At 69.8% G+C, this 22827-nt stretch carries 17 protein-coding genes and 1 pseudogene; 16 read left to right on the plus strand and 2 right to left on the minus strand.

Going from position 1 to position 22827, the window contains the following annotated elements; translation table 11 throughout:
* The 4 genes and pseudogenes from RB628_RS27945 to RB628_RS27960 all read left to right on the plus strand — a co-directional run.
* Window positions 1-69: pseudogene (locus RB628_RS27945) on the plus strand (MBL fold metallo-hydrolase); the annotation flags it as partial.
* Between the two features lie 260 nt (window positions 70-329).
* A complete protein-coding gene (locus tag RB628_RS27950) occupies window positions 330-692 on the plus strand; it encodes a bifunctional 3-phenylpropionate/cinnamic acid dioxygenase ferredoxin subunit (RefSeq protein ID WP_318323290.1) in 363 nt (120 codons plus the stop codon).
* The gene (locus RB628_RS27955; RefSeq protein WP_318323291.1) at window positions 689-1855 is read left to right on the plus strand and encodes an NAD(P)/FAD-dependent oxidoreductase; all 1167 of its coding nucleotides are present in this window, start codon (window positions 689-691) and stop codon (window positions 1853-1855) included. Before RB628_RS27950 ends, RB628_RS27955 begins: the two co-directional genes overlap by 4 nt.
* 168 nt (window positions 1856-2023) lie before the next feature.
* Window positions 2024-3160, plus strand: a complete 1137-nt coding sequence (locus RB628_RS27960; RefSeq protein ID WP_318323292.1) for an aromatic ring-hydroxylating dioxygenase subunit alpha — start codon at window positions 2024-2026, stop codon at window positions 3158-3160.
* 77 nt (window positions 3161-3237) lie between these two features.
* Here the strand turns inward: RB628_RS27960 and RB628_RS27965 are convergent, their stop codons facing one another.
* The gene (locus RB628_RS27965) at window positions 3238-3984 is read right to left on the minus strand and encodes an IclR family transcriptional regulator (protein WP_318323313.1); all 747 of its coding nucleotides are present in this window, start codon (window positions 3982-3984) and stop codon (window positions 3238-3240) included.
* A 202-nt stretch (window positions 3985-4186) separates the two neighbouring features.
* On the opposite strand from RB628_RS27965, the gene betA reads away from it, so the two are divergent.
* Together betA and RB628_RS27975 are read left to right on the plus strand one after the other, a co-directional pair.
* Window positions 4187-5866, plus strand: coding sequence for a choline dehydrogenase (betA, locus tag RB628_RS27970; protein WP_318323293.1), 1680 nt, complete (start codon window positions 4187-4189; stop codon window positions 5864-5866).
* Between the two features lie 3 nt (window positions 5867-5869).
* Window positions 5870-6733 (plus strand): 5,10-methylenetetrahydrofolate reductase, encoded by an 864-nt coding sequence (locus RB628_RS27975; protein WP_318323294.1) that lies wholly within the window; start codon window positions 5870-5872, stop codon window positions 6731-6733.
* Window positions 6734-6996: 263 nt separating this feature from the next.
* On the opposite strand, the gene purU is transcribed toward RB628_RS27975, so the two are convergent.
* Window positions 6997-7869 (minus strand): formyltetrahydrofolate deformylase, encoded by an 873-nt coding sequence (gene purU / locus RB628_RS27980; RefSeq protein ID WP_318323295.1) that lies wholly within the window; start codon window positions 7867-7869, stop codon window positions 6997-6999.
* A gap of 229 nt (window positions 7870-8098) precedes the next feature.
* Between purU and RB628_RS27985 the strand changes: the two genes are divergently transcribed.
* The 10 genes from RB628_RS27985 to RB628_RS28030 all read left to right on the plus strand — a co-directional run.
* Window positions 8099-9571 carry an aldehyde dehydrogenase family protein gene (locus RB628_RS27985; RefSeq protein ID WP_318323296.1) on the plus strand — a complete coding sequence of 491 codons (1473 nt, stop codon included), beginning with the start codon at window positions 8099-8101 and terminating at the stop codon, window positions 9569-9571.
* A gap of 19 nt (window positions 9572-9590) precedes the next feature.
* Window positions 9591-10682 (plus strand): glycine betaine/L-proline ABC transporter ATP-binding protein, encoded by a 1092-nt coding sequence (locus tag RB628_RS27990; RefSeq protein ID WP_318323297.1) that lies wholly within the window; start codon window positions 9591-9593, stop codon window positions 10680-10682.
* The gene (locus RB628_RS27995; RefSeq protein WP_318323298.1) at window positions 10679-12697 is read left to right on the plus strand and encodes an ABC transporter permease; all 2019 of its coding nucleotides are present in this window, start codon (window positions 10679-10681) and stop codon (window positions 12695-12697) included. Before RB628_RS27990 ends, RB628_RS27995 begins: the two co-directional genes overlap by 4 nt.
* Before the next feature lie 14 nt (window positions 12698-12711).
* Complete coding sequence (locus RB628_RS28000; RefSeq protein WP_318323299.1) at window positions 12712-13692, plus strand: ABC transporter substrate-binding protein; 981 nt, start codon at window positions 12712-12714, stop codon at window positions 13690-13692.
* Window positions 13693-13932: 240 nt separating this feature from the next.
* Window positions 13933-16380, plus strand: a complete 2448-nt coding sequence (locus RB628_RS28005) for an FAD-dependent oxidoreductase (protein WP_318323300.1) — start codon at window positions 13933-13935, stop codon at window positions 16378-16380.
* A gap of 153 nt (window positions 16381-16533) precedes the next feature.
* On the plus strand, window positions 16534-17766 hold the full coding sequence (locus RB628_RS28010; RefSeq protein ID WP_318323301.1) for a sarcosine oxidase subunit beta family protein: 1233 nt from the start codon (window positions 16534-16536) through the stop codon (window positions 17764-17766).
* A gap of 24 nt (window positions 17767-17790) precedes the next feature.
* A complete protein-coding gene (locus RB628_RS28015) occupies window positions 17791-21063 on the plus strand; it encodes a sarcosine oxidase subunit alpha family protein (RefSeq protein ID WP_318323302.1) in 3273 nt (1090 codons plus the stop codon).
* Window positions 21064-21073: 10 nt separating this feature from the next.
* Window positions 21074-21757 carry a sarcosine oxidase subunit gamma gene (locus RB628_RS28020; protein WP_318323314.1) on the plus strand — a complete coding sequence of 228 codons (684 nt, stop codon included), beginning with the start codon at window positions 21074-21076 and terminating at the stop codon, window positions 21755-21757.
* A 169-nt stretch (window positions 21758-21926) separates the two neighbouring features.
* Window positions 21927-22208: an NAD(P)H-binding protein gene (locus RB628_RS28025; RefSeq protein ID WP_318323303.1), complete on the plus strand. Its 282-nt coding sequence runs from the start codon at window positions 21927-21929 to the stop codon at window positions 22206-22208.
* A gap of 380 nt (window positions 22209-22588) precedes the next feature.
* On the plus strand, window positions 22589-22827 hold a 239-nt coding region (locus RB628_RS28030; protein ID WP_318323304.1), incomplete at its 3' end, for a hypothetical protein.

The following is a 22827-nucleotide window of genomic DNA, read 5'->3' on the forward strand; positions in this document are numbered from 1 at the left end:
CACGGCGACCCCACCACCATCGGAGCCGAGGCACCGCACCTCCAGGAGTGGATCGACCGCGGTTTCTGACCGTCCGGCCTGTCCAGCGATCCGAATGCCCCGCCAAGCGGGGTGCACTGCTGCCCGATGCCTGTCTGAGCTGCTCCGACGCGCTCGTTCCGGCATCGGGCTCGCTCCGTTTTGCGTTGTGCAATGTGCTTTGAGTTGTGTAAAGCGCAACTCGCGCAATGGCTTATCCCGCCCCCTGAACTTCTTGACAAGGGTTCTGGGCGCCCTCAAACTGACGTTGCGCTTACCGCAATCCGTTTCGCTATACGCACCGAGGTGTCATGATGATTCCCGCGTGCCGTCTCGCGGATCTCCCGCGAGGTGAGGCCTTCCGGCTCGACGTCGACCCGCCCGTCTCGGTGTTCCACACCGACGACGGCGAGGTCTTCGCCATCGACGACACCTGCACCCACCAGGATGCCTCGCTCGCCGACGGCTGGCTGGAGGGCTGCGAGGTGGAATGCCCGCTGCACGCCTCGAAGTTCGACCTGCGAACCGGTGCGGTCGACTCCCCGCCGGCCAAGCTGCCGGTGCGGACGCACGAGGTCGTCGTCGAGGACGGCATGATCTACGTACGGGTGTCCACGGACGCCCCCAACCTGCCGCCCTGCATCGCGTCCCGGCTCGCCGGTGGCCCCGCGTGAGGACAGTGGCCGTGGTGGGTGCCTCGCTGGCCGGACTGTCGGCGGCGCGCTCCCTGCGCAACCAGGGCTACGACGGGCGGCTGGTCGTCGTCGGCGACGAGGCCCACCGCCCGTACGACAGACCGCCCTTGTCCAAGGAGTTCCTGACCGGAACCCTCGGCGAGGCGGATCTCGGACTGGAGACGGACGGCGAGGACCTGCGCGCCGAGTGGCTGCTCGGCACCCGCGCCACCGGCCTCGACCGCACCGACCGGTCCGTCCGCCTCGCCGACGGCCGGGACGTCCGTGCCGACGGCATCGTCATCGCGACCGGCGCCGCCGCCCGCACTCTCCCGGGCGCCGACGGCCTGACCGGCGTGCACACCCTGCGCACCCTCGACGACGCTCGCGCCCTGCGCGACCAACTGGCCCGCGGCGGACGGCTGGTGGTGATCGGCGGTGGGTTCATCGGCGCCGAGGTCGCCTCCACCGCGTACGCCCTCGGTCTGGACGTCACGGTGATCGAAGCCGCCCCGACACCGCTCGCGGGACCACTGGGCGAGACCATGGGCGCTGTCGTCTCCGGCCTCCACGCGGACCACGGCGTACGGCTGTTGTGCGGCGTCGGGGTCAAGGGGCTGAGCGGGGAGCGCCGGGTCGACGCCGTTCTGCTGGAGGACGGGCGCAGCGTTCCCGCCGACATCGTCGTCGTCGGGGTGGGTGCGCGGCCCTGCGTCGAGTGGCTGGCGGGGTCCGGCGTGGACCTCGACAACGGCGTCAAGTGCGGGGCTGACGGCCGCACCGGTCTGGCCGGTGTGGTCGCGGTCGGCGACTGCGCCAACTGGTACGACCCCCGGGCGGGCGCCCATCGCCGGGTCGAGCACTGGACGGGTGCGTTGGAGCGTCCCGCTGCTGCTGTGGCCGCTTTGCTGGCCGGGGGTGCGGTGGAGCCGGGGGTGCCCCGGCCGCCCTATTTCTGGTCCGACCAGTACGGGGTGAAGATCCAGTTCGTCGGTTACGCGGGTGGTGCGGACAGTGTGACGGTCGAGGAAGGTGCCGTCGGTGAGCGCAACGTCCTGGCCGTCTACCGGCGGGCCGGGGAGCCGGTGGCCGTTCTGGGGATGAACCAGCCTCGGCTGTTTGTCCGCTGGCGCAAGCAGTTGGCTGTGCCGGTATTGCGGTGATCTGTCTGCGGGCCGGTGGGGGCTTGTCGCGCCCCGCGGCGGAGACGCGGACCAATACAGCCCCGCGCCCCTGTCGGGTGCGCTCCTGCGGGGCGCGACCCTCAGGGCGCTACGCCACACCTAGTTGACCGATCCACACGACCACGACGTTTCTCCGAGGAGTGCACCGTGACCTCGACCAGCCTGCCCGACAGTCTGATCGCCACCCTCCCCGGCTCCTCCTACACGGACGCGGGGATCTTCGCCCAGGAGCAGGAGCGCATATTCGAGGCCATGTGGTTCTGTGTCGCGCGCGCGTCCGAACTGGCGAAGCCCGGCGCCTTCCGGACCGTCGACGTGGGCCGCGAGAGCATCCTCGTGACGCGTGCGCGGGACAACTCGATCCGCGCCTACTTCAACGTGTGCCGGCACCGTGGCGCCAAGCTCTGCACGGAGGAGACCGGCGAGGTCAAGCGGGCCTTCCAGTGTCCGTACCACGCCTGGACGTACGGCCTGGACGGCAAGCTCGTCGCCGCGCCCAACCTCACCAGGATGCCCGACGTCGGGCGTACCGAGTACGGCCTGGTCAGCGTGGCGGTGCGGGAATGGCTCGGCTATGTCTGGGTCTGCCTCGCGGAGAACCCGCCCTCCTTCGAGGAGGACGTCATCGGCGAGGTCGTCGGCCGGCTCGGTGACGTCGAGTCGATCGAGCACTACGACATCGACAACCTCTCGGTCGGCAAACGGATCGTCTACGACGTGAAGGCCAACTGGAAACTCATCATCGAGAACTTCATGGAGTGCTACCACTGCGCCACGATCCACCCCGAACTCACCGAGGTGCTCCCCGAGTTCGCCGACGGATACGCCGCCCAGTACTACGTCGGCCACGGCGCCGAGTTCGGCGGGGAGGTCCAGGGGTTCACCATCGACGGCTCCGAGGGGCTGGACCGCATCCCGGGCGTCGCCGAGGAGCAGGACCGCCGCTACTACGCGATCACCGTCAGACCGCAGGTGTTCATCAACCTCGTACCCGACCATGTGATCTTCCACCGTATGTATCCGGTGGCCGCCGACCGCACGATCGTCGAGTGCGACTGGCTGTATCTTCCGCACGTCGTCGAGAGCGGCAAGGACGTCAGCCGGTCCGTGGAACTGTTCGACCGGGTCAACCGCCAGGACTTCGAGGCCTGCGAGCGCACCCAGCCCGGGATGCACTCCCGGCTCTACGCGAAGGGCGGCGTCCTGGTCCCCAGCGAGCACCACATCGGCGCGTTCCATGACTGGGTGAACGAGCTCCTGGGTGCCCAGCAGCAGCGCCCCTGATGGGGTGCGGGGCCGTATTCGATCCGCGGCTCCGCCGCGGGGCGCGATCAGCCCTCGCCGGCCTGAGACCAACGAACTCAGCCGAGGTACCCCATCCGGTGGCTGATCTGCGCCGCACCCTTGACCAGGATCGGCGCCAGCTCGTGCAGACGCTCCTCCGTGAACCGGTACGAAGGCCCGGACGCACTCACCGCCGCGACAACCGCCCCGTCCCGGTCCCGGATCGGCGCCGCCATCGCGTGCAGCCCGAGCTCCAGTTCCTCCCGGGTCCAGGCGTAACCGCGCTCCCGGGCCTCGGTGAGGTTCTTCTCCAGCTTCGTCTTCGCGGTGATGGTGTGCTGGGTGACCTTCTTCAGGCCGGCCCCGTTCAGCAGCGCGGCACGCTCCTTCGTGGGCAGGTGGGCCAGCAGGATCTTGCCGCTGGAGGTGGCGTGCAAGGGGGTGAGCTGGCCGACCCAGTTGTACGCGCTGACGGCTCCGGGGCCCCGTACCTCGTACAGGTTGACCGCGTAGTGCTCCTGCATCACGGCGATGTTGACGGTCTCGCCGATCTCCTCGGCGAGCTGTTCGCAGACCGGGCGGCCCTGCTGGGTGATGTCGATGCTGCCCGTGACCGCGCCGGCCAGCCGCACGATGCCGAAGCCGAGACGGTACTTGCCGCGCTCGCCCGCCTGCTCCACCAGACCGCGCGCCTCCAGCGCCCCGAGCAGCCGGAACGCGGTGGATTTGTGAACATCGATCTCGGCAGCGACCTCGCTGACGCCTGCCTCGCCGCGCTGGGCGAGAATCTCCAGAACGCTGATCGCGCGGTCGACCGACTGCACTCCGCCGGCCTGTGAATTGGACGTTTCGGTGTCTGTGCTGTGGTTGCTCACAACGAAACTATACGCGCAGTAAACAACACCCTTGCAAGTAACAGTCCCGAAACCAAGAGCTTGCATGTTGCGCGTCCCGCAACCTGGTGCGTATCGCGCTACTGGTATTAGCATGCGTCGCGTATCTACGGCGCGAGCGAGACGAGGCATCATGGCTCCCCTGCAATACGACTTCGTCATCGTAGGCGGCGGATCGGCCGGCAGCGCACTTGCGAACAGGCTCTCGGCGGACCCGGCGAACCGGGTACTGGTCCTGGAGGCCGGCCGGTCCGACCACCCGTGGGACGTCTTCATCCACATGCCCGCGGCGCTGACCTACCCGATCGGCAGCCGGTTCTACGACTGGAAGTACGAGTCCGAGCCCGAACCGCACATGGGCGGCCGACGCGTCTACCACGCGCGCGGCAAGGTGCTGGGCGGCTCCAGCAGCATCAACGGCATGATCTTCCAGCGCGGCAACCCCATGGACTACGAGCGCTGGGCGGCCGACCCCGGTATGGAGAAGTGGGACTACGCGCACTGTCTGCCGTACTTCCGGCGCATGGAGAACTGTCTCGCCGCCGACCCCGACGACGAGTTCCACGGCCACGACGGCCCCCTCGTCCTCGAACGCGGCCCGGCCACCAACCCCCTCTTCGGCGCCTTCCTCAAGGCCACCGAGGAAGCGGGTTACGCGCCCACCGACGACGTCAACGGGTACCGGCAGGAGGGCTTCGCCAAGTTCGACCGGAACGTCCACCGGGGGCGCCGGCTCTCCGCCTCCAAGGCGTACCTCAAGCCCGTCCGGAAGCGGCCCAACCTCACCGTCAGGACGCGCGCCCTGGTCACCCGTGTCCTCTTCGAGGGCAAGCGGGCCGTCGGCGTCGAGTACCAGCGGGGGAAGGGGGCGCCCCAGCAGGTCCGCGCCAGGGAGGTCATCCTCTGCGGCGGCGCGATCAACTCCCCGCAGCTGCTCCAGCTGTCGGGCGTCGGCAACGCGGAGGAACTGAGCGCCCTCGGTGTCGACGTCGTCCACGACCTCCCGGGCGTCGGCGAGAACATGCAGGACCACCTGGAGGTGTACGTCCAGTACGCCTGCAAGCAGCCGGTGTCCATGCAGCCGTACATGGCGAAGTGGCGCGCCCCCTTCATCGGGCTGCAGTGGCTGTTCCGCAAGGGTCCCGCCGCCACGAACCACTTCGAGGCGGGGGGCTTCGCCCGCAGCAACGAGGACGTCGACTACCCCAACCTGATGTTCCACTTCCTGCCCATCGCCGTCCGCTACGACGGCTCCTCGCCGGCCGGCGGCCACGGCTACCAGGTGCACGTGGGCCCCATGTACTCCGACGCCATCGGCTCGGTGAAGATCAAGAGCAGGGACCCGCGCGAGCATCCGGCGCTGCGCTTCAACTACCTCTCCACCGAGCAGGACCGGCGGGAGTGGGTCGAGGCGATCCGCGTGGCGCGCAAGCTCCTCAGCCAGCCCGCCCTTGCCGCCTACAACGACGGCGAGGTCTCTCCGGGGGCCAAGGTGGCGACGGACGAGGAGATCCTCGACTGGGTCGCCAAGGAGGGCGAGACGGCTCTGCACCCGTCCTGCACCTGCAAGATGGGGCCCTCGGAGGACGACATGGCGGTGGTCGACCCGGAGAGTCTGCGGGTGCACGGGGTGGAGGGGCTGCGGGTCGTCGACGCGTCGGTGATGCCCTACGTCACCAACGGCAACATCTACGCGCCGGTGATGATGATCGCCGAGAAGGCCGCCGATCTGATCCTCGGCAAGCAGCCGCTGCCGGCTTCCAAGGCCGCGTACTACCGCCACCGTGACGCCGGCGCCCAGCAGGCCGGGTAGACGTTGGGTGCCTCAGGACTCGGGGGGCAACAGGGGCAACCGGGGCTCCGGGAGCTGCTGGAGCGCGTCCGCTACGAGGTGCTGCCGGCGAAGGCGACCGAGGAGAAGGTCCTGGCCCACGTTCCGTGCGACGTCGTCGTCACGGTGACGGCGTCGCCGGTCAAGGGGCTGGAGCCGACCCTGGACCTTGTGGGTCGGCTGGCGGCGCACGGTTATCGCGTCGTCCCGCATGTGCCGGCCCGGCTGCTGCGGGACGACGCGCATCTGAAGGACGTCGTCGACCGGTTGCGCGAGGCGCGGGTGGACGACGTCTTCGTGCCTGCGGGCGACGCGGATCCGCCCGCGGGGGCCTACGGGGGTGCCCTGCCGGTGCTGCGCAGGCTCGGTGAGCTGGGCAGTCCGTTCCCGCAGGTCGGCGTCACCGGATACCCCGAGAGCCATCCGCTCATCCACGACGACGTCACCATCCAGGCCATGTGGGACAAGCGCGAGCACGCGACCTACATCGTGAGCAACCTGTGCTTCGACGCGCGCGTGCTGGGGGAGTGGGTCGGCCGTGTGCGGCGCCGGGATGTCTCCCTGCCCGTGTACGTGGGCGTCGCGGGGCCTGTGCAGCGGGCGAAGCTGCTGTCCATGGCGACGAAGATCGGGGTGGGGGAGTCGACGCGGTTCCTGACGAAGCACGCGTCGTGGTTCCTGCGGTTCGCGGCGCCCGGGGGCTACTCGCCGGAGAAGTTGCTCGCCCGGACGGAGGGGGCGCTCACGGCGTCGGGGGCGGGGGTGGCGGGGCTGCACCTGTTCACGTTCAACCAGGTCGCGGAGACGGAACGGTGGCGCTGCGCTCTGCTGGACCGGTTGGGCGGCTGAGGTTCGCTTCGAGGGCGCCCGAGGTGCAGCGGGCCTTGCTGGGGGCCTTGCTGTGGGCCGCCCCAGGCCCCCGCTTCGGCCCTGAAGGGACCCCGGACGGCGAAGAGCGGGCGCCGCTGAAAAGAGTTGCCTCTCCCCGGCATAGTTCTCTCAGGATGGGTAGGAGCTCGAAATGATCGAATCGAACTCGAACGCCGGACGGCCTGGGCTGCACCGATCCCGCCTCCCGCTGCCGCCCGGCGTCCGTGTGCGGACACGCGCTCTCAGCGAAAGACCACCGTCCGGTTGCCCTCCACCATCACCCTGCTCTCGCTGTGCCACTTCACCGCATGCGCGAGCACCTGCGCCTCGACATCCCGCCCCACCGTCACCAGTTCCCCGGGGCCGAGCGAGTGGTCCACCCTGACCACGTCCTGCTCGATGATCTGTCCCTCGTCCAGATCCGACGTCACGTAGTGCGCCGTCGCGCCGACGAGCTTCACTCCGCGGTCGTAGGCCTGCTCGTAGGGACGGGCGCCCTTGAAGCTGGGGAGGAAGGAGTGGTGGATGTTGATCGCGCGGCCCTCCAGCTGCTTGCAGAGGTCGTCGGTGAGGACCTGCATGTAGCGGGCCAGCACCACCAGGTCTATGTCCAGCTCGCGGACCAGCTCCAGCAGTCGTGCCTCCGCCTCCGGCTTGGTGTCCCTGGTCACCGGGATGTGGTGGAAGGGGATGCCGTAGCTCGCCGCCAGGCCCTCGAAGTCGCGGTGGTTGGAGACGATCGCCGGAATCTCGATGTTGAGGCCGCCGGTGCGGCGGCGGAAAAGGAGGTCGTTCAGGCAGTGGCCGAACCTGGACACCATGATCAGTGTCCGGGTCGGCGTCGACGCGTCCCGCAGAGTCCATGAGATGCCGTAGGCCTCGGCGACCGGTCCGAATCGGTAACGCAGGTTTTCCATATCCGCGTTCGGATCGGAAACATCGAAGTGGACCCGCATGAAGAAACGACCCTGTCGTCGATCATCGAACTGCTGGCTCTCCAGGATGTTTCCCGAGTTCCTGACGAGAAAGCCGCTCACGGCGTGGACCAGTCCCGAACTGTCGGGACACGAGAGGGTGAGGACGTACTCAGGGCCAGGTTGCGGTCGAAGGGACATGGGCGGCCTCCGTCGGTGCGTATTGCACAACATGGTGAGCGATACGCAACATGGTCGGCTCGGTGTCGCTTGCGGTCAAGAGCGGACGGGTGGCCGTGCGCACGACTGCGGGTATGTTCAAATCGTCATCCGGCAACTACTTGACGTATGTCCGTACATTCGCCATGGTGTTCCACCACAAGCAATTGGGTGCACGATGCGCAACGAATTCCTGTGAAAGGCTTGGCGCGTGGCAGACCTGTATGTGGATGGCGAATGGCGGGAACCGGTGGCCGGTGGCCGCCGCGAAATTCGGTGTCCCGCTGACGGCAGGCTCGCCGCCACCGTCTCGGAGGGGACGCGTCCCGACGCCGAGGCCGCGATCGCCGCCGCCCGCCGCGCCTTCGACACCGGACCCTGGCCGCGTACTCCCGAACGGGAGCGGGGCCAGTTGCTGCTGCGCACCGCGGACATCATGGAGCGCGACGCCAGGGAGTTCGCCCGCGCCGAGTCGCTGGACACCGGCAAGCGGCTGGTGGAGAGCGAGTACGACATCGCCGACGTCGTCTCCTGCTTCCGCCACTACGGCGGGATCGGCGGCACCGACGCCGGCCGTGTGATCGACACCGGCCGCGACGATGCCGTCAGCCGGGTGGTCTACGAGCCCATCGGTGTGTGCGGGCTGATCACCCCCTGGAACTACCCCCTCCTGCAAGCCAGTTGGAAGGTCGCTCCGGCCCTTCTCGCCGGCAACACGATCGTTCTCAAGCCGAGCGAACTCACCCCCTCCACCTCGATCCTCCTCATGAAGGCACTCGCCGAGGCCGGGCTGCCGGCCGGCGCCGCCAACCTCGTCCTGGGTGCCGGGCCGGAGGTGGGCGCGCCGCTCTCCGAGGACCCCGCCGTCGACATGGTCTCCTTCACCGGGGGACTGGAGACCGGCAAGCGCATCATGGCCACCGCCGCCGCGGGTGTGAAGAAGGTGGCCCTGGAACTCGGCGGCAAGAACCCCAACGTCGTCTTCGCCGACGCCGACTTCGAGACGGCCGTGGACTTCGCTCTCACGGCCGTCTTCCTGCACTCCGGGCAGGTCTGTTCCGCCGGTGCGCGGCTCATCGTCGAGGACTCGCTGCACGACCGGTTCGTGGACGAGGTCGTGCGGCGCGCGCGGCAGATCCGGCTCGGCGGGCCCTTCGACCCCGAGGCCGAGACCGGCGCGCTGATCTCCGCCCAGCACCTGGAGAAGGTCGAGGCGTACGTCGCGGCCGGCCTCGCCGAGGGTGCCGTGCTGCGTTGCGGCGGCGAGCGGCCCGGTGATCCCGCGCTCGCCGACGGCCACTACTACCCGCCCACCGTGCTCGACGGGTGCACGCAGGACATGCGTGTGGTGCACGAGGAGTCCTTCGGGCCCGTACTGACCGTCGAGCGGTTCAGCGGCGACGAGGACGACGCCGTACGGATCGCCAACGACACCGAGTACGGACTCGCCGGGGCTGTGTGGACGCAGGATGCCGGGAAGGCCCAGCGGGTCGCCCGGCGGCTTCGGCACGGCACCGTGTGGATCAACGACTACCACCCCTATGTGCCGCAGGCGGAATGGGGTGGTTTCGGGCACTCGGGCGTGGGCCGGGAGCTGGGACCGAGCGGCCTGGACGAGTACCGAGAACCCAAGCACATCTGGCAGAACATCCAACCCCGGCCGCAGCACTGGTTCCGCGGCTGAACGCCGAAAGAGGTCGATCGTGACCCCAGTACAGACCGAGGTGCCGCAGCGGCGCGGTACACCCCAGGACTCGGACGGCACGCCGGTCATCTCCGTGCGCGGCCTGTGGAAGGTGTTCGGGCCGAAGGCCGAGCGGGTGCCGGAATCGGAGGAGCTGTGCGGGCTCACCCGACGCGAGCTGATGGACCGTACGGGATGCACCGCCGCCGTACGCGACATCGACTTCGAGGTGTCGCCGGGCGAGGTGTTCGTGGTCATGGGTCTGTCGGGGTCCGGCAAGTCGACCCTGGTGCGCTGTCTCACCCGGCTGATCGAACCCACCGCCGGTGAGATCGTCTTCGAGGGCGAGAACATCCGCGAAGCCGACGACAAGCGCCTGCGCGAGCTGCGGCGCCAGAAGTTCTCCATGGTCTTCCAGCACTTCGGGCTGCTTCCGCACCGGCGGGTTGTCGACAATGTCAGCTTCGGGCTGGAGATTCGCGGGATGGGCAGGGCCGAGCGCATGAAGCGGGCCCTGGAGGTCGTCGAGCTCGTCGGTCTCTCCGGGTACGAGAACTCCTACCCCGACCAGCTCTCCGGCGGTATGCAGCAACGCGTGGGTCTGGCAAGGGCGTTGGCCGGTGACCCGGACGTCCTCTTCTTCGACGAGCCGTTCTCCGCGCTCGACCCGCTGATCCGGCGTGACATGCAGAACGAGGTCATCCGGCTGCACCGCGAGGTCGGCAAGACGATGGTGTTCATCACCCACGACCTCTCCGAGGCGCTCAAGCTGGGCGACCGCATCCTCATCATGCGCGACGGCAAGATGGTCCAGTGCGGTACAGGGGACGAGCTGGTGGGAGCCCCGGCCGACGACTACGTACGCGAGTTCGTGAGGGACGTGCCGCGTGCCGACGTCCTCACCCTGCGCTGGATCATGCGCCCGCCGGCCGACGGCGACGACCTCGACGGGCCCGAGCTGGGTCCGGAAGTCGTCGTACGGGAGGCCACCCGGGTTGTCCTCGCCGCTGAGAAGCCGGTCAAGGTCGTCGAGAACGGCAAGCTGCTCGGCATCGTCGGCGACGAGGAGATCCTCGCGGTGGTCGCCGGGCAGGAAGGCGACGCGCGATGACCGTCGCCATGGAGAAACGGCCGGCACCGGAGCCGCCGCAGGAGGCGGACGCCGTGCCCGAGGCCGCGCCCGTCGCGGCCGTGCGCCGGGTCAGCCGGCGCATGGTGGTCGGGGCGATCCTGGTCGTCTGGCTGGTGCTGTTCGCCGTACTGCGCGGCACGCACACCCTGACGCTCGCGGCGGCGGATCTCACCGGTCTGCACCGGTGGCTGAACGACGTCAACGACTCGATCGGCGCCAACCGCAACTCCAACCCGCTCTTCCTCTACTTCTTCAACGAGATCCGCCTGGTCATCGACACCCTGGTGACCTTCGTCCAGCACCTGATCTCCCAGCCCTCCGACTCCCGCCCCCTGCCGCAGATCGGCTGGCTCGGTGTCGTCGGCATCGCCGGGTTCGTCTCCTGGGCCGTGGGCAACTGGCGGGTGGCGCTGCTGACCGTCGCCGGCTTCACCTTCTTCGGGCTCCAGGGCCTGTGGCAGGAGAGCATGGACACCCTGGCGCTGACGCTCTCCGCGGTGTTCGTGGCGCTGCTGTTCGCGATCCCGCTGGGTGTGTGGGCGGGGCTGTCAGACCGGGTCCACCGGATCATGACGCCCTTCCTGGACCTCATGCAGACGATGCCCACCTTCGTCTACCTCGCCCCGCTGACCCTGTTCTTCCTCATCGGCGGCGCCTCCGCCACCATCGCCACCGTCATCTACGCGGCCCCGCCGGCGATCCGCATCACCGCGCACGCCATCCGGTCCGTACCGGAGACCACCGTCGAGGCGGCCGACTCGCTGGGCGCGACCCGGTGGCAGTCACTGCTGAAGGTCCTGCTGCCGATGTCGAAGCGGACCGTCGTGATGGGCGTCAACCAGACCATCATGGCCGCCCTCGCCATGGTGACCATCGCCGCCCTGATCGACGCGCCCGGTCTCGGCAAGACCGTCATCCAGGCCCTGCAGTCGCTCGACGTGGGTACGGCCTTCAACGCGGGCCTCGCCATCGTCGTGATGGCCATCGTCCTGGACCGTGTCACGACCGCGGCGAGCGTACGCGCGGAGGCGGCCCGGCTTTCGGGCGGCCGACTCCTCGCCCGGCGGCGGCAGTTGGTGGTGGCGGGAGCGGCGGTCACCGCGGTACTGGTCTACATGTCGCACACCTATGTATGGGCGGCGGAGTTCCCCGGCGAGGGCGATGTCGGCAGTTCCGTCGCGAGCGCCGCCGACACCGCGAGCACCTGGGCGCAGGACAACCTGTCGGGCCTCACCAACGCCTTCCGCGACGCACTCACCAACGGCCTGCTCAACCCGTTCCAGACCCTGCTCACCGACTCGCCCTGGTGGCTCGTCGGCGCGGTCCTGGTCGGGCTCGGCACGGTCTTCGGCGGCTGGCGGTCCGGGGTCACCACGGCGGTGTGTGTCGGTCTGCTGATCGCCACCGGCGTCTGGTCGGACAGCATGACGACGCTGGCGTCCACGCTCGTGGCCACGGTCATGACGATGCTGCTGGCAGTCGTCGTCGGCGTGTGGATGGGACGCAGCCCGCTCGCCGACCGGCTGATCCGGCCCACCCTGGACGCGGCACAGGTCATGCCGCCCTTCGTCTACCTCGTACCGTTCCTGGCGCTGTTCGGCGCGACCCGCTTCACGGCGATCGTCGCCGCCATCGTCTACGCGGCCCCCGTCGCCATGAAGATCATCGCGGACGGGATACGGACCGTGCCCGCGACCACCGTGGAGGCGGCCACCTCCGCCGGGTGCAACACCTGGCAGATCATCACCAAGGTCCAGCTGCCGATGGCACGCGGCGCCCTGACTCTCGCCACCAACCAGGGTCTGATCTACGTGCTGTCGATGGTTGTTGTGGGCGGCCTGGTAGGCGCGGGCGCCCTCGGCTACGACGTCGTGGCCGGCTTCTCGCAGGGGCAGCTGTACGGGAAGGGGCTGGCGGCGGGGCTGGCCATCGTCCTTCTCGGAGTCATGTTCGACCGGATCACTCAGGCAGCGGCGCGGCGTACCAGCGCGTAAGGAGCTAACCCACCATGGCAAGGCAAGCAAAACAGTGGAGAGCCGGTGCGGCCGGCTCAGCCGTCCTCGTCCTCACCCTCACCGCCTGCGGCGGCGCGAAGGTCGGCGACGACTCCTCGGGCTCCGACACCTCTTCCGGTTCTTCCGCGAAGTGCGGCACCTTCAACCTCGCGGTCAACCCGTGGGTCGGCTACGAGGCGAACGCGGCGGTCGTCGCGTACGTCGCGGAGCAGGACCTCGGCTGCAAGGTCACCAAGAAGGACCTGAAGGAAGAGATCGCCTGGCAGGGCTTCGGGACGGGTGAGGTCGACGCCGTCATCGAGAACTGGGGCCACGACGACCTGAAGAAGAAGTACATCACCGACCAGAAGACGGCTGTCGACGCCGGCGCGACCGGCAACGAAGGCCTGATCGGCTGGTACGTGCCGCCGTGGCTGGCCAAGGAGTACCCGGACATCACCGACTGGAACAGCCTCAACAAGTACGCGGCGAAGTTCAAGACCTCCGAGTCGGGAGGCAAGGGCCAGCTCCTCGACGGCGACCCGTCGTTCGTCACCAACGACGAGGCGCTGGTGAAGAACCTGAAGCTGGACTTCAAGGTGGTGTACGCGGGCAGCGAGACCGCGCTCATCCAGGCCTTCCGCAAGGCCGAGAAGAACAAGGAATGGGTGATCGGCTACTTCTACGAGCCCCAGTGGTTCATGGCCGAGGTGCCGCTCGTCAAGGTCAAGCTGCCCGAGTACACGGCGGGTTGCGACGCCGACGCGGAGAAGGTCGCCTGCGACTACCCCGTGTACAAGCTGGACAAGATCGTCAGCGCCAAGTTCGCCAAGTCGGGCAGCCCCGCCTATGACCTGGTCAAGAACTTCACGTGGACGAACGACGACCAGAACACCGTGGCCAAGTACATCGCCGAGGACAAGATGACCCCGGAGGCGGCGGCGAAGAAGTGGGTCGACGCGAACCGGGCGAAGGTCGACGCCTGGATCAAGTAGGGCCTCACGACGCCGGAATCCTGTTGAGCACGGCTGCCCGGTGGGCGGTGCGCACACGCGCGCACCGCCCACCGGGCACTGTCGTGTTCAGGGCTGTCTCCGGCCCCCTTCTGCGCCGTCACGGCACCCCTTGACACCCACCTGCGCGGCAGGCACATTGAGTTGCGCAACCTGAGTCATGTTGCGTAGAAAGCAACTGGCGCTGAGGGTCTGGACTGGTTTTCAACCGGAGGTGCGGCGATGGCGGGACCCCGAGTGGTCATCATCGGAGCGGGCGTCGTCGGCGCGGCACTCGCGGACGAGATCTCCGCGCGAGGCTGGACCGAAGTGACCGTGGTCGACCAGGGGCCGCTGCCCGCCACCGGGGGATCGTCGTCGCACGCCCCGGGCCTGGTCTTCCAGACGAACTCGTCCAAGACGATGACCGAACTGGCCCGCTACACCGTCGAGAAGTTCTGCTCCCTGGACGTCGACGGCAAGCCCTGCTTCCTCCAGGTCGGCGGCCTCGAAGTGGCCACCACCCCCGAGCGACTCACCGAACTGCACCGCCGCCACGGCTGGATCACCGCCTGGGGCATCGAGTCCCGCCTGCTGACCGCCGACGAGTGCGCGGAGCAGCACCCGCTGCTGAACCGCGACAGGGTCCTGGGCGGCCTCCTGGTCCCCACGGACGGCCTGGCGAAGGCGGTCCTGGCCGTGGAAGCGCAGATCCGCCGGGCCACCGAACGAGGTGTGACCTTCCTGCCCCGCCACGAGGTACTGGACGTACAGCAGACGGACGGCCGGGTCACGGGCGTTCTCACGTCCGAGGGCGAGATCGCGGCCGACATCGTCGTGTGCTGCGCCGGCATCTGGGGCCCGAAGATCGCCCGCATGGCAGGCCTGAACCTCCCGCTCACCCCCCTGGCCCACCAGCTGGCCTGGACCGGCCCGGTCCCCGCCCTCGCCGGCCAGACGGAGGAGGCGGTCCGCCCGATCCTGCGCCACCAGGACGCCGACCTCTACTACCGCGACCGCTTCGACGCCATCGGCATCGGCTACTACGGCCACCGTCCGATGCCCGTCTCGGCCGACGACATCCTCTCCGTCGGCGAGGCCGACGCGGCCGGGGCGATGCCCTCGGTCCTGAAGTTCACCGAGGACGACTTCGCGGACGCCTGGACGGAGACGCAGTCCCTGCTCCCCTCCACGAAGGACGCGAAGGTCGAGGAGGGCATCAACGGCCTGTTCTCCTTCACCACCGACAACTTCCCGCTTCTCGGCGAGTCCCCGGACGTCAAGGGCTTCTGGGTCGCCGAGGCGGTGTGGGTGACCCACTCGGCGGGCGTGGGCAGGGCCATGGCCGAGTGGCTGGTCGACGGTTTCTGCTCCTCCTTCGACCTGCACGAGTGCGACCTCAACCGCTTCGAGCCGCACCAGCTGTCCCCGGAGTACGTCCTGGCCCGCGACTGCCAGAACTTCGTGGAGGTGTACGACATCCTTCACCCCCTCCAGCCGTCCGGGCACCCCCGCCCGATCCGTACCAGCCCCTTCCACACCCGCCAGAAGGAACTGGGCGCCTTCTTCCTGGAGGCGAACGGCTGGGAACGCCCGCAGTGGTACGAGGCCAACGCGGCCCTGGTGGAAGGCCGTTCCGTCCCCACCCCCAACGACTGGGCCGCGCAGTACTGGTCGCCGGTCGTCGGCGCCGAGGCCCAGGCGACCCGCGAGACGGTCGCGATGTACGACATGACGGCCCTCAAACGCCTGGAGGTGACCGGCCCCGGAGCCGCCGCCTTCCTGGAGGGCCTGACGACAGGCAAGGTCGCCAAGTCGGTCGGCTCGGTGACGTACACCCTGCTCCTGGACCACGACGGCGGCATCCGCAGCGACATCACCGTCGCCCGCCTCGCCCGCGATCTCTTCCAGGTCGGCGCCAACGGCAACCTGGACCTCGACTGGTTCACCCGCCACCTGCCGGCCGACGGTACGGTCCAGGTCCGCGACATCACCCCCGGCACGTGCTGCGTCGGCCTGTGGGGCCCGCTGGCGCGCAAGGTCCTCCAGCCCCTGACGGACGAGGACTTCTCGAACGACGGCCTGAAGTACTTCCGCGCCAAGCGCGCCTACATCGGCAGCGTCCCGGTGACCGCGATGCGCCTGTCGTACGTCGGCGAACTCGGCTGGGAGCTGTACACCACCGCGGACCAGGGCCAGAAACTCTGGGACACCCTGTGGCAGGCGGCGCAGCCGCTGGGCGGCATCGCGGCGGGCCGCGGCGCCTTCAACAGCCTCCGCCTGGAGAAGGGTTACCGCTCCTTCGGCACCGACATGACGTACGAGCACGACCCGTACGAGGCCGGCGTCGGCTTCGCGGTGAAGCTCGACAAGGGCGACTTCGTCGGCAGGGCGGCACTGGAACGCCGTAAGGCAGACGTGCGACGGAAGCTCACCTGCCTGACCGTCGAGGACCCGCGGTCGGTGGTGATGGGCAAGGAGCCGGTGTACGAGGGTGACCGGGCCGTCGGGTACGTCACCAGCGCCGCCTACGGCCACACGATCGGCAAGGGCATCGCCTACGCCTGGCTGCCGGCCGAACTGGCCACCCCTGGAACGACGTTGCACATCGGCTACTTCGGCCGGCGCGTCGAGGCGACAGTCGCCGGGGAGCCGTTGTTCGACCCGACGATGTCCCGCCTCCGTGGGTAGGCGCTCCGCTGGAGGTGCGGTGACGAACCTGCGGGCCGGTGGGGGCTGGTCGCGCCGTTCCCCGCGCCCCTTTCGGGACGCGGTCGCGCACCCGACTTCGCCGGTCCCGCTCAGGTCCCCCAGCCCACTCACCGCAGAAGACGGAGACGCGCGATGAGCCCCCGTACCCCCGGCGCCGAACTGCCGGAGCACCCCGACTGGCTGTGGCGCACGCCCGAGCCGAAGCGCTCGTACGACGTGATCGTCGTGGGCGGCGGCGGACACGGCCTCGCCACCGCCCACTACCTGGCGAAGAACCACGGCATCACCAACGTCGCCGTCCTGGAGAAGGGGTGGCTGGCGGGCGGCAACATGGCCCGCAACACCACGATCATCCGTTCCAACTACCTGTGGGACGAGAGCGCGGGCATCTACGAGCACGCCCTGAAGCTGTGGGAGGGCCTGGAGGAGGAGCTGGACTACCCGATCCTCTTCTCCCAGCGCGGAGTGCTGAACCTGGCCCACAGCCTCCAGGACGTCCGCGACAGTGTGCGCCGGGTGGAGGCGAACCGCCTCAACGGCGTGGACGCCGAGTGGCTCGACGCGGAGCAGGTCAAAGAGGTCTGCCCGATCGTCAACATCTCACCGGACGTGCGCTATCCGGTGATGGGCGGCACCTACCAGCCGCGCGCCGGCATCGCGAAGCACGATCACGTGGCGTGGGGTCTGGCCCGCTCGGCGGACGCGGCGGGCATCGACATCATCCAGAACTGCGAGGTGACGGGCCTGGACGTGGTCGGCGGCAGGGTGGTCGGAGTCCAGACGACCCTGGGCCCGATCGCGGCGGGCAAGGTGGCCCTGTGCTCGGCGGGCCACACGTCGGTCCTGGCGGCGATGGCGGGCATCGAACTCCCGCTCCAGAGCCACCCGTTGCAGGCACTTGTCAGCGAGTTGCTGGAACCGGTGCACCCGACGGTGGTCATGTCCAACGCGGTGCACGTGTACGTCAGCCAGGCGCACAAGGGCGAGTTGGTGATGGGCGCGGGCATCGACTCGTACAACTCGTACACGCAGCGCGGCGCGTTCCACATCATCGAGGAACAGATGTCGGCGGCCCTGGAACTCTTCCCGGTCTTCGCCCGGGCCCATGTGCTGCGTACGTGGGGAGGCATCGTCGACGTGAGCCCCGACGCGTCGCCGATCGTCGGCCTGACCCCGGTCGACAACCTGTACCTGAACTGCGGCTGGGGCACCGGCGGCTTCAAGGCCACCCCGGGTGTCGGCTGGGTCTACGCGTACACGATCGCCCACGACACCCCCCACCCCCTCAACGCCCCCTTCTCGCTCGACCGTTTCACCACCGGCGCGCTCGTCGACGAGCACGGCGCGGCCGCGGTGGCCCACTAGGGACCCTCAAGGGAGCCGAACGACATGCTGCTCATCCCCTGCCCGTGGTGCGGGCCCCGCGACGAGGCCGAGTTCCACTACGGCGGCCAGGCACATGTGCCGTACCCGGAGGACCCGTCGGCCCTGACCGACGAGGAGTGGGCCCGGTACCTGTTCTTCCGCGACAACCCGAAGGGCCCGTTCGCCGAGCGCTGGAGCCATGCGGCGGGCTGCCGCCGCTGGTTCAACGCGGTACGCGACACGGGGACGAACGAGATCCTGGCGGTGTACCGGGCGGGCGGGGAGCGCCCGACAACTGTTGAGGCAGGGGACGCCCGTCCAGCCTGTCCGCCGACCGTTGAGCCACGGCCGGCCCGATCAGCCCGTCCGCAGCCTGAGGACGAGGCCCCTTCAGGGCCGACCGGGGGCCTGGGGGCAGAGCCCCCGGAAACCTCGGGAAGGGGCGGCGCGGCGGGGGAGGAATCCCAGCCGTTCAGACACCCCACCCGAGGCCGGATCAACCGCGACGCCCGCCTGGCCTTCACCTTCGACGGCACCCGGTACGAGGGCTACCGAGGCGACACCCTCGCCTCCGCCCTCCTCGCCAACGGCATCATCCACACGGGCACCAGCATCAGACTCGGCCGCCCCCGGGGCATCTTCTCCGCCGGCCCGGAAGAACCCAACGCCGTCATCCAGATCGAAGCACCCTTCCCCGAGCCGATGCTCCCCGCCACCACGGTGGAGCTGTACGACGGCCTGGCAGCAACCGGCCTCCCCGGCCAGGGCCGCCTCGCCACCACCCCCGACCCCGCCCGCTACGACGCCGTGCACGCCCACTGCGACCTGCTGATCGTCGGCGCGGGCCCCGCAGGCCTCGCCGCCGCGGCCACAGCCGCCCGCACCGGCGCCCGGGTCATCCTCGCCGACGACCGCCCGGAGCCGGGCGGCAGCCTCCTGGGCACCGGCGAGCACCTCGACTGGCTGGCGGCGACCGCCGCGGACCTGGACGCGGCCCCCGACGTACGTGTCCTGCCCCGCACCACGGTCTTCGGCTACTACGACGACAACCACCTCCTGGCCGTCGAGCGCCGCACCAACCACCTCGGTGCCGCCGCCCCCGAGAACGTCTCCCGCGAACGCGTCTGGCGCATCCGAGCCCGCCGCGTGATCCTCGCCACCGGCGCCCACGAACGCTCGCTGGCCTTCGCGGACAACGACCGCCCCGGAGTGATGCTGGCCGCCTCGGCGCGCACCTACGTGAACCGTCACGGCGTCCTGCCCGGCCGCAGGGCGGTCGTGTTCACCACGAACGACAGCGCCTACGCCGCCGCACTGGACCTGGCCACGGCGGGCGTCGGCATCGCGGCGATCGTCGACACCCGCACCGAGCCGGGGGAGTGGGCGCAGCGCGCGAGGGCGGCCGGCATCGAGGTGCTGGCCGGACACGCCGTCGTCGGCACGGAAGGCGACGCGCGCCTGACCGCCGTAGCGGTCGCCCTGTACGGGGAGTCCACGGAGTCCGGAGAAACCACAGGCCGGCGGGAGTTCGCCGCCGACCTGCTCCTGGTCTCCGGCGGCTGGAATCCGGTGGCGCACCTGTTCAGCCAGGCGGGCGGCAAGCTCCGCTACGACGACACGCTCGGCACCTTCGTCCCGGACACCTGCCGGCAGGCCGTCGAGGTCGCGGGCAGCGCGGCCGGCGCCCCGGACCTGCCCTCGGTCCTCGCCCAGGGAGTCGGCGCCGCGTCCCGCGCGATCGAGGCGGAGGGCCACACACCCGGGACACCCCGCCTCCCGGCCGCGGTCGCCCACCCCCACACCCCGCCCATGCACGTGTACGCCATCCCCGACGCCTCCGACACCCACTCCTTCGTCGACCTCCAGCGTGACGTCAGCGTGGACGACCTGGCCCGCGCCACCGGCGCAGGTATGCGCTCGGTGGAGCACACCAAGCGCTACACGACGGCGGGCACCGCCAACGACCAGGGCAAGACGTCCGGCCTCCTGGCCAGTGGCATCGTCGCCGCGCTGCTCGGCGTCGACATCTCGGCCCTCGGCACGACCACGTTCCGGCCGCCGTACACGCCCGTCTCCTTCGCCGCCCTCGCGGGCCGCGACCGGGGCGCGCTGCACGACCCGGTCCGGACGACCGCCCTGCACACCTGGCATGTCGAGAACGGCGCGCTGTTCGAGAACGTCGGCCAGTGGGAGCGCCCCTGGTACTACCCGCGGGCCGGCGAGGACATGGAGGCGGCCGTACTGCGCGAGTGCGCCGCCGCCCGCGACGGCGTGGCCTTCATGGACGCCTCCACCCTCGGCAAGATCGACGTACAGGGCCCGGACGCCGGCGTCTTTCTCGACCTGCTCTACACCAACATGATGAGCACCCTGAAGGTCGGCATGATCCGCTACGGCGTGATGTGCCGCCCCGACGGCATGGTCTTCGACGACGGAACCGTCATCCGCCTCGCCCAGGACCGCTTCCTGGTCACCACGACGACGGGCAACGCCGCCGCCGTACTGGACTGGATGGAGGAGTGGTCCCAGACCGAGTGGCCTGACCTGCGCGTCCACTGCACCTCCGTCACCGAACAATGGGCCACGGTCGCCCTCGTGGGCCCCCGCTCCCGAGATGTCCTCGGCTCCCTCGCCCCCCGACTGGCCGTGGACAACGCGGACTTCCCCTTCATGGCCTGGCGCGAGACGCTCGTCGCGGGCATCGACGCGCGGGTGTGCCGGATCAGCTTCTCCGGCGAACTGGCCTACGAGATCAACGTGTCGCCGTGGGAGGCCCGCGCCCTCTGGGAGACGCTGTACGAGGCCGGCGCCCCGTACGGCATCACGCCCTACGGCACGGAGACCATGCACGTCCTGCGCGCCGAGAAGGGCTACCCGATCATCGGCCAGGACACCGACGGCACCGTCACCCCGCAGGACCTCGGGATGAGCTGGGTGGTGTCGAAGAAGAAGCCCGACTTCATCGGCAAGCGGTCGTACGCCCGTGCCGACGCAGTCCGCCCCGACCGCAAGCACCTGGTCGGCCTGCTCCCCGACGACCCCGGAACCCTCCTCCCCGAGGGCACCCAGCTGGTCGCCGACAGCGAGTTGCCCGCGCCGCCCGTCCCGATGCTCGGCCATGTCACCTCCAGCTACCGCAGCGCCGCCCTGGGCCGGACCTTCGCGCTCGCCCTGGTCAAGGGCGGCCGGGAACGCGTCGGTGAGCGCCTGTACGCACCCGTGGGCGACCGCCTGGTCCCGGTGACCGTCGCGAGCCCCGTCCTCTACGACCCCGAGGGAGCCCGCCGAGATGGCTGACACCACCGCGATGGCCGACACGACCGCCCTGAGCGCCGCCCCGCTCCGCGGCGCCCAGTCCTCCTTGTCTCCCCTGTTGCTCTCGTCCCCCGTGTCTCCTCTGTCGGACGCGGCCGGCCGCCTGGCCGCCGCCACCCGCACCTCCGGGGGCGCGATCCGGCTGGCCGAACTCCCCTTCCTGGCCCAGATCGACGTGCGCCTCGACGCCAAGGGGGCGGCGGCGGACGCCGTCGGACTCGCGCTGGACCTCCCGCTGCCGCTGGCTCCCAACACCGTCGTAAGGGCAGGGGAGTCCGTCGCTCTGTGGCTGGGCCCGGACGAGTGGCTGCTCGTGGGCCCGCCCGGCAGCGAACGGGATCTGGAAGGTCGTATCAGGGAGGCGGCCGGGGACGAGCCGGTGTCCGTCACCGACGTCTCCGCCCAGCGCACCACGCTCCTCGTCACGGGCCCCCGCGCCCGCGATCTGCTGGCCCACGGCTGCCCCCTGGACCTGCACCCGCGTGCCTTCGGCGCCGGCCGCTGCGCCCAGACGACCCTGGGCCGCACCCAGGTGGTGCTGGTCGCGCGGGACGAGCCCAGGGCCGGATTCTGGGTGCTGGTCCGCTCGTCCTTCGCCGGCTATCTGACGGACTGGCTGCTCGACGCGGCTACGGAGTACGTGGGTGAGAGCTCCTGGCCCGGGGGCCCGTGGTGATAACCGGACAGCTGTCCGCCGCGTTCTTCCAGTAGTGGACAGCTGTCCGGTTGGTCTGTGTACACGGAGAACCCCTCGCCATGAAGCTGCTCGTCCTCGGCGCGGCCGGTCCCACCGGCCGCCATCTCGTCGATCTGGCCTGTATGCCGGTGACTCGGTCACCGCACTCGTGCGCAACCCGGCCGCTCTGGACGATCTCGCCGGGCAGGTCACGCTGCACACCGGCGACGCCACCTCGCCCCACGACGTCTCCGCAGCGGTGGCGGGGCAGGACGCCGTCGTCCCCGCCCTCGGCGTGGGCACCTCCCTGCGCGCGAACGACCTGTTCGAGGCTCAGTCCGGCCGGCACCACGGCCGCCGCCCTGTCGGGAGTTGCTGCGGCGCTGTCGACGCCGAGGCCGTCGGTGGAGGAGGCCTCACCACCCTTTCCGTAGACGGCCGTTTTCCGTAGGACGGCCGTTGGAAGCTCCGCACTTGCATGGACTCGGACGGGGCGTGATCCGGCTTCCTGCGTCGGCAGGGCTGCTGCGGCGCAGACCGCCCACGCTGTGGCACGAGGGGTCGATCCTGGGGGACGGGCGGCTGGGCGCCATGGTGCAGGAGCTGGGTGCGAACGGTATCCGCTTCACCGTCCAGCACGGGTGCAGTCCAGCACCACCGCCCGGAGTTCGGCAGGGCCTCATCGGGTCGTCGACGAATGGTGAGGGGCGCCCTGGGTTAGGGCGCCCCTTACTCATCTCGCTTTTCTCCTCAAGAGGATGAGGCAGTGTTTTCGCTCAGCCCTCGCACATCGACTTGGACTGCGACGGCGAGCGCTTGTCAGTGGGGCTTGTGACCGCCCTTCTCCCCATAGTCGCCGTGATCGCCGTGATCGCCGTGATCGCCGTGGCCACCGTGATCGCCGTGGCCACCGTCAGGTCCCGCAGGACCCTGTGGCCCTTCGGGGCCTTGAGGCCCGGTGTCTCCCTTGGGGCCTTCAGGTCCGGTGGGTCCTACGGGTCCGGCGGGTCCCTGGGGTCCGGTGTCTCCCTGGGGTCCTGTGGGGCCGGACGGTCCTGCGGGACCGGTGG

Origin of the sequence: Streptomyces sp. ADMS, from assembly GCF_033441795.1 — a bacterium.
In the GTDB taxonomy this organism is placed as follows: domain Bacteria; phylum Actinomycetota; class Actinomycetes; order Streptomycetales; family Streptomycetaceae; genus Streptomyces.

What these genes read in the sequence shown, in the direction of transcription:
- RB628_RS27950 (WP_318323290.1), top strand. Translation starts at nt 330, where the DNA reads ATGATGATTCCCGCGTGCCGTCTCGCGGATCTCCCGCGAGGTGAGGCC.
- betA (WP_318323293.1), top strand. Translation starts at nt 4,187, where the DNA reads ATGGCTCCCCTGCAATACGACTTCGTCATCGTAGGCGGCGGATCGGCC.
- purU (WP_318323295.1), bottom strand. Translation starts at nt 7,869, where the DNA reads ATGTCCCTTCGACCGCAACCTGGCCCTGAGTACGTCCTCACCCTCTCG.
- RB628_RS27995 (WP_318323298.1), top strand. Translation starts at nt 10,679, where the DNA reads ATGACCGTCGCCATGGAGAAACGGCCGGCACCGGAGCCGCCGCAGGAG.
- RB628_RS28000 (WP_318323299.1), top strand. Translation starts at nt 12,712, where the DNA reads ATGGCAAGGCAAGCAAAACAGTGGAGAGCCGGTGCGGCCGGCTCAGCC.
- RB628_RS28005 (WP_318323300.1), top strand. Translation starts at nt 13,933, where the DNA reads ATGGCGGGACCCCGAGTGGTCATCATCGGAGCGGGCGTCGTCGGCGCG.
- RB628_RS28010 (WP_318323301.1), top strand. Translation starts at nt 16,534, where the DNA reads ATGAGCCCCCGTACCCCCGGCGCCGAACTGCCGGAGCACCCCGACTGG.
- RB628_RS28015 (WP_318323302.1), top strand. Translation starts at nt 17,791, where the DNA reads ATGCTGCTCATCCCCTGCCCGTGGTGCGGGCCCCGCGACGAGGCCGAG.
- RB628_RS28020 (WP_318323314.1), top strand. Translation starts at nt 21,074, where the DNA reads ATGGCCGACACGACCGCCCTGAGCGCCGCCCCGCTCCGCGGCGCCCAG.